Annotated in this window: 5 protein-coding genes; 2 read left to right on the top strand and 3 right to left on the bottom strand. The window is 63.3% G+C overall.

From position 1 onward, the window contains the following. Positions 1-39: 39 nt before the first annotated feature. The 3 genes from ACP150_RS22140 to ACP150_RS22130 form a co-directional block, all read right to left on the bottom strand. Positions 40-1,193 (bottom strand): IS3 family transposase gene (locus tag ACP150_RS22140; RefSeq protein ID WP_424964469.1). Its coding sequence is split into 2 segments (ribosomal slippage): positions 40-932 and positions 932-1,193, totalling 1,155 coding nucleotides; the frame shifts between segments, so codons are not numbered across the junction. A 498-nt stretch (positions 1,194-1,691) separates the two neighbouring features. Continuing rightward, a complete protein-coding gene (locus ACP150_RS22135; protein ID WP_424968905.1) occupies positions 1,692-2,762 on the bottom strand; it encodes an alpha/beta hydrolase family esterase in 1,071 nt (356 codons plus the stop codon). 29 nt (positions 2,763-2,791) lie between these two features. Further along, positions 2,792-3,208, bottom strand: a complete 417-nt coding sequence (locus ACP150_RS22130; protein WP_424968904.1) for a CopG family transcriptional regulator — start codon at positions 3,206-3,208, stop codon at positions 2,792-2,794. A gap of 192 nt (positions 3,209-3,400) precedes the next feature. On the opposite strand from ACP150_RS22130, the gene ACP150_RS22125 reads away from it, so the two are divergent. Continuing rightward, positions 3,401-4,927 carry a deoxyribodipyrimidine photo-lyase/cryptochrome family protein gene (locus tag ACP150_RS22125; protein WP_424968903.1) on the top strand — a complete coding sequence of 509 codons (1,527 nt, stop codon included), beginning with the start codon at positions 3,401-3,403 and terminating at the stop codon, positions 4,925-4,927. Next, positions 4,920-6,377: a deoxyribodipyrimidine photo-lyase gene (locus ACP150_RS22120; RefSeq protein WP_424968902.1), complete on the top strand. Its 1,458-nt coding sequence runs from the start codon at positions 4,920-4,922 to the stop codon at positions 6,375-6,377. Before ACP150_RS22125 ends, ACP150_RS22120 begins: the two co-directional genes overlap by 8 nt. The last annotated feature ends 53 nt before the right edge of the window (positions 6,378-6,430 follow it).

The following is a 6,430-nucleotide window of genomic DNA, read 5'->3' as shown; positions in this document are numbered from 1 at the left end:
TGAGCTACTCCCCAATGTTTGGACAGTTTCCGGCGTGATCTAAGCTACTCTCTGCTCCTGCTGATCGGGTTGGGTTTCGTCTTTTCTCAGCCAATAGACCATGGCTGGCGGTTGGCCGCCAAGGGCGGAATGGGGGCGCTTGCGGTTGTAGAACTCGATCCATTTTCCGACACCCGCCGTCGCCTCTGATCCGGTTTCCCAAGCGTGCAGGTAGACGCATTCGTATTTGAGGCTTCGCCAGAGCCGTTCCACGAAGATGTTGTCGAGGAAGCGTCCCTTGCCATCCATCGAGATGCGCACGCCGGATCGCCGCAGCCGGTCGGTCCAGGCAAACGACGTGAACTGGCTGCCCTGGTCGGTGTTCATGATCTCGGGCGGGCCGAAGCGGTGGATCGCCTCGTTCAGCGCCTCGACGCAGAAGTCTGCTTCCAGCGTGTTGGATATGCGCCAGGCCAGCACCTTGCGGGTGTACCAGTCCATGACCGCCACCAGATACAGGAACCCACGCCGCATCGGCAGATAGGTGATATCTGCGGCCCAGACCTGGTTGGGCCGGGTCACCCGCAAACCGCGCAACAGATAGGGATACGTCTTGTGCCCCTTCGCCGCCTTGCTGGTGTTGGGCTTCTGGTAGATCGGCATGAGCCCCATCAGCCGCATCAATCGGCGGATACGCTTCTCGTTGACCAGATGTCCCTCGTTGCGCAGGTGCCAAGTCATCTGCCGGACACCGAAGAACGGTGTTTCCAGGAACTGCTCGTCGATCTGACGCATCAGCATCAGGTTCATCGCCGTCTCGCCCTTGGGCGTGTAGTAGAATGATGACCGCGAGATCGACAGCAGCCTGCACTGTTTGCCAATCGACAGATCGGTATTGGCTGGTTCAACCATCTTCCGCCTCACTTGCCGGTCCACGGTTTGAGCTTTCGTGACAGAAAATCATTGGCCACAGCCAGCTCCCCGATCTTGGCGTGCAGGTCCTTGACCTGTTCTTCGTCCACTTCCGGCGTCTTTCGGCCACCACGCTCGAGCACGCCAGACGCGCCTTCAAGCAGCGCACGCTTCCAGCTGTGGATCATCGTCGGGTGAACGCCAAACTGGCTTGCCAACTCAGCAACCGTCCGCTCGCCCTTCAATGCCTCAAGCGCAACTTTGGCCTTGAACTCAGGCGAATGGTTCTTCCGTTTCGACATCTCTGATCTCCTCTTCGTCGAAGATCAGCAGACAGCAATTCGTAGCTTACGTCAGTGTCCGAATTTCGGGGGGTAGCTCACATAACTATGATGAGAAACATCAACCATTATTCGGATCATCAATAGTTCGGGAGTACGACAATAATCGACTAGTACGTGATAATTGGAATGGGGCTTCGGTCTGGGGCTGGCTGATGTGTTGTGAGAACTGCTGATTATTTCTCTTGTCCCCAGACTGTGAAGTAACTTTATTGCAACCGAAGCGTACGTTGGGTAAATATAATAAGAAGAAAGTTACATAATAAACCTTATCCGCAGTACGCTGGACTGCTGATTGCGGTGTGCTTACCGCGTGTTCGGGTCCGTTCGCCGGTCAGATGCGGCCGGGCCGTTTAATTCGCGCTCCCCTCTCCATGCGGTTCCTGCGGCGCGGAGAGGGGATTGTGGTCACCCGGTCCTGGGAACGGCGTTCACCGCAGCCCGGAGCGTAGGGTTGGGTCAGCCCTGCGCCTCCGAATGCTCGAAGAAGAACCGCACCATTTCGGCGCTGGCATCCGGTCCCTGACTGTCCACATAGGACCCGCCGGGGCGTCCGCCGGACCAGGCGTGGCTCTGCCCCGCCACGGTCCAGTGTTCGACCAGCGTGCGACCTGCCGTGTCATGGCATTGATCGCGGGTGTAGCAGCGGCCCTGAGCGGTGCCGGTCTCCGAACGGCCGAGGCTGTCCGGGGACAGGGCCTCCCGGGCGCGCCGGGCGATGGCCGCGCCATTGGACGGATTGACGGTTGTGTCGGCGGATCCATGAAAGACAATGGTCCGCGCGGGGGTCTGCGTCGGAACAGGGTCCGGCGCGTCGAGCGCTTGTCCCGACATCGCCGCGAATGCCGACGGGACATCCTTGGCCGCCCCGACCGGCAGGCCCGAATGCGCCCCCACGGCGGCAAAGACATCCGGATAGGCCTCACCCAGGATCACGGCCATAGCGGCGCCGGCGGAGAGGCCCGCCACGAAGCATGCCGACCGATCGACGTCATGGGCCGCGCAGATCTCTTGCGCGAGGCCCGCCAGGATCGCGGGTTCGCCGCGACCGCGTCGCTGGTCTCCGCGGCTGAACCAGTTCCAGCAGGATTGCGCGTTGTCGCCGCGCGATTGCGCCGGGTAGACCACAACGAACCCATGGCGATCTGCGAGCTCGTTCATGCCTGTGCCGATCGCAAAATCCTCGGGCGTCTGAGTGCAGCCATGGAGCATCATGATTACGCCGCGCGCATCATCGGATGCGGATGCGGGCACATAGAGCCTGTAGCGCCGGCTTCCCTCAGCGCAGCTATAGGTCTCATCGGCGAAGCTGGCCCCTTCGGGAAGGGTGACCGGGCGAGGGGCCGCGCCACTGAACCTGTTCAGCAAGGCGGACAGGTCGGGCATCTCGGGAGGGGATGTGGGGGGCGTCGCCCCTTGCGGCGCGACGAGCCCATGCTGTGCCAGGGTCCGCTGGACCAGGTCATTGGCGGCGGCAAGACGTGCGGGATCATGCGCCCGGCGCAGCGCGCCGACGTTCAGATGTTTCATGTTCTGTCCTTTGTTGAGGGTGCAGCGACCTATTTTATGCGGTCACCCAAGGCGGTCTTGATGTCCTTGCTCGCCTGAAGCGCGCCGAGCACGGTGATGGAGCCGATGGTTTGCAGAGCCAGATCCGGCGTCACGTCCGGGTCGATCCGGGCGAGCCCCACGACCTTGACATGCAGCATCTCTCCAGCGGCCTTCAGCGCTTCGAGATCGGCCACGGTGTAGTCCCGCAGCCCGAGCTCCATGGTGTGGCGTTCCAGTGATTTGCTGACAACCTCACCGTGGCTGTCCAGCTGATTGCGGATCGCCGTGCGAATGAAATCGCTGCGGTTGGAATAGAACCCCTCCTTGACCAGCAGATCGATGCGTCCGAGGTCGACGAAACCGAGATTCAGGGTGATCTTTTCGTTTTCTGGTTGCTTGTCCCGCAGCGGGGTCACGTTGCTCATGCGATTCTCCATCTACATGGATGTTATATGGATGGTATATGGGTGGATGCAAGGAAAATCGGGGCACGGGCGATCATGGCACCCGCCGGAACCCCCCGGCGTCGCGGGACGTTGACCCGCATATGCGCCCCCGCCGGAGGGATCGGGACCGCGGAGCGCAGCGAGGTCGGGTCCGTGAAGCGAGGTGATCCCATGACAAAAGCGGCAGACGACACGCATGCAAGTGATCCGATCCTGACTGTTCTGTGGGTCAAGCGGGACCTGCGGCTTGAGGACAACGCGGCCCTGTGCCTGGCGGCGGCGCAGGGGCCGGTCCTGCCCCTTTATGTGATCGAGCCGGATTACTGGGCGCTGGAGGATACAAGCTATCGGCAATGGGCATTCCTGCGGGGAGCGGTCGAGGATCTGCGCCAGCGCATTTCAGACCGGGGCGGTCAGCTCGCGGTTCACACGGGGACGGTCATCGACGCGCTGGAGCGGATCCGCGCGGCCCATGGCCGCTTTCGCCTCATGGCGCATATGGAGACCGGCAATGCCTGGACCTTCGCGCGCGATACGGCCGTGCGCGCGTGGTGCCGCGCCCGGAACATTCCCATTGAGGAAGTTCAGCAATACGGTGTCTGGCGCGGACGCGACCTGAGCCGGAACGCGTGGTCCAAGCGCTGGGATGCGATGATGTCGGAGCCGCTTCGAACCGTGCCCGACGCCATCCGCTGGGTCTCGTTTGGCGACAGCCGCGTGCCCGAGGCGGAAGAGATCGGCCTGTCCCATGACGGGATCCGGCAGCTTCAGACGCCGGGCCGCGCGGCCGCTCTGGACACGCTTGAGACCTTTCTGCACCAGCGCGGTGCGCCCTATCAAAAAGCCATGTCGAGCCCGGTCACCGGCGAGACCGCCTGTTCGCGGCTCTCGGTGCATCTGGTGGCGGGCAGCCTGTCGATGCGCGAGATCTATCAGGCGACTCTGGCCCGGCAGGCGGAGATCGCCGAACTGCCGAAAGAGGCGCGCGGGCTCTGGCCCGGGGCGCTGCGGTCCTTCATCGGGCGGCTGCATTGGCATTGCCATTTCATGCAGAAGCTTGAGGCGGAGCCGGAGATCGAGCATCTGCCCATGGCGCGGATCTATGAGGGGCTCAGGCCCGTGCCGAATGACGACAGCCTGCTCACCGCCTTTGCGACCGGGCAGACAGGGTATCCGTTCGTGGATGCCTGTATGCGGTATCTTGGGGCGACGGGCTGGATCAATTTTCGGATGCGCGCGATGCTGATGTCCTTCGCGTCCTACAACCTCTGGCTTCCGTGGCAGCAATCCGGGCAGGTATTGGCGCGGCTCTTCACGGATTACGAACCGGGCATCCATTGGCCCCAGAGCCAGATGCAATCCGGCGAAACGGGCATCAACGCCGTGCGGATCTATTCGCCCGTCAAGCAGGGGTACGATCAGGATCCGACCGGGACCTTTACCCGGGACTGGGTGCCAGAGCTGGCCGGGCTGGACGGTGCCGATCTGCAGGAGCCCTGGCGCCTGGACACGCCGCCCGAGGGCTATCCCGCGCCCATCGTCGAGTATCGAAGCACGACGCGCGCCGCAAAGGAGCGGATCTATGCGCTCCGCCGCACGGAGGAGGCCCGGGAAGAGGCCGCGAAGATCTTTGACAAGCATGGCAGCCGCAAACCCCGGCAGGTGCGGCGACAGGCGCGGCGGGGTGCCGATGCCTGACTGGTCCTCTGCCCTTGCAGCGCGGGTGCGTCCGCTCAATCCGGTCCCCGTGCGGGATGCGGGGGCCGCCGATTATGTGCTTTGCTGGTTGCAGCAGACCCTGCGTGCCCACGATAACCCGGCCATCGATGCCGCCATCGACCTGGGCAACCAGCTCGGCCTGCCGGTCCTCGTCTATCACGGGGTGCGCGAGGACTACCCTTACGCGTCCGACCGGCTGCATGCCTTTCTGCTGGGGGCCAGTCGCGACCTGCAACAAGGCTGCCGGGCCAGAGGATTGCGGGCAGTGTCCTTTATCGACCGCGCCACGCACCGGGAAAAGGGTCTGGTCTATCGCCTGGCGGAGCAGGCCGCTGCGGTGCTGACTGATGATCATCCGGTCTATGTGGCGCGTGCACAGGCGACCCGCTTCGCGGCACGGGCGCAAAGGGCGGTCTTTGCGATCGACACCGCCCGGCTGGTGCCAAGTCAGGCGATGCCGGACGGGCTGACGACGACCCCGTCCTTTCGCAAGGCGCATGGGGCGCTGCGCGCCGAGTTCGAAGCCCATGACAGCGACTTCGACAGCGCGCATGGGCCCTATTCCGGTCCGGTGTGTTTCGCGCCGGATGCATTGGCGGATGCCAGTGACGCCGAGATTGCCCGGATCATCGCGGCCTGCGGTATAGATCACAGCCTGCCCCCCTGCCCCGAGTTTCCGCCCACCGCCGCCGCGGCACAGGCTGCTCTCGACCAGTTCATCGCAGCATCGCTCAAGAACTACCCCTATCGCCGGAACAATCCGGCAGATGAAACGGGGGTTTCGCGGCTCTCGCCCTATTTGCATTTCGGGGTGATCGGACCGCGCAGGATCACCGCCGCTGTGCGGGCCGCCGATCTGCCCGCCAATGCGAAATGGAAGTATCTCGACGAGCTTCTGACCTGGCGCGAGTATTTCCACTATCTTGCCTATCGCAGCGACGCACCCGACAGCTTTGCGACCGTGCCCGAGCGTCCGAGGCGCTCGCTGCTGGACCACGCGAGCGACCCCCGGCCGACCCTTTACACGCTCAATTCGCTTCTGCATGGGCAGACCGATGACGAAACCTGGAACGCGGCGCAGAAGCAATGGCTGGAAACCGGCTACATGCACAACAATCTGCGCATGTATTGGGGCAAGCAGATCATCAGATGGACGAGGGATCCCGAGACCGCCTGGAAGACCGCGTGTTACCTGAATGATCGTCTGTCCCTCGATGGGCGCGATCCGGCCACCTATGGGAACATGCGCTGGGTGTTCGGCATGTCGAAACCCGCCTATCGCGAACAGCCGATCTATGGCTGGGTCCCGCCGAAATCGGACCGGGCCTTGCGCAAGCGCGATGGCGCGGCGGCGTGGCTCGCCGATTGGGCGCAGCGGGAAACCCTGCGCATCGACGTGCCCGAGGGCCTGCCGCACGAGTTGCTGTGACGGCAGCGCGGCGACCAAAGGTCCGCGAGCCTGTGCGTTCCTGAGATTTCGCC

Source organism: Dinoroseobacter sp. S375, from assembly GCF_049800775.1.
Taxonomy (GTDB): domain Bacteria; phylum Pseudomonadota; class Alphaproteobacteria; order Rhodobacterales; family Rhodobacteraceae; genus Dinoroseobacter.
This window is presented reverse-complemented; position numbering and strand designations above follow the sequence as displayed.

What these genes read in the sequence shown, in the direction of transcription:
- ACP150_RS22135 (WP_424968905.1), bottom strand. Translation starts at nt 2,762, where the DNA reads ATGAAACATCTGAACGTCGGCGCGCTGCGCCGGGCGCATGATCCCGCA.
- ACP150_RS22130 (WP_424968904.1), bottom strand. Translation starts at nt 3,208, where the DNA reads ATGAGCAACGTGACCCCGCTGCGGGACAAGCAACCAGAAAACGAAAAG.
- ACP150_RS22125 (WP_424968903.1), top strand. Translation starts at nt 3,401, where the DNA reads ATGACAAAAGCGGCAGACGACACGCATGCAAGTGATCCGATCCTGACT.
- ACP150_RS22120 (WP_424968902.1), top strand. Translation starts at nt 4,920, where the DNA reads ATGCCTGACTGGTCCTCTGCCCTTGCAGCGCGGGTGCGTCCGCTCAAT.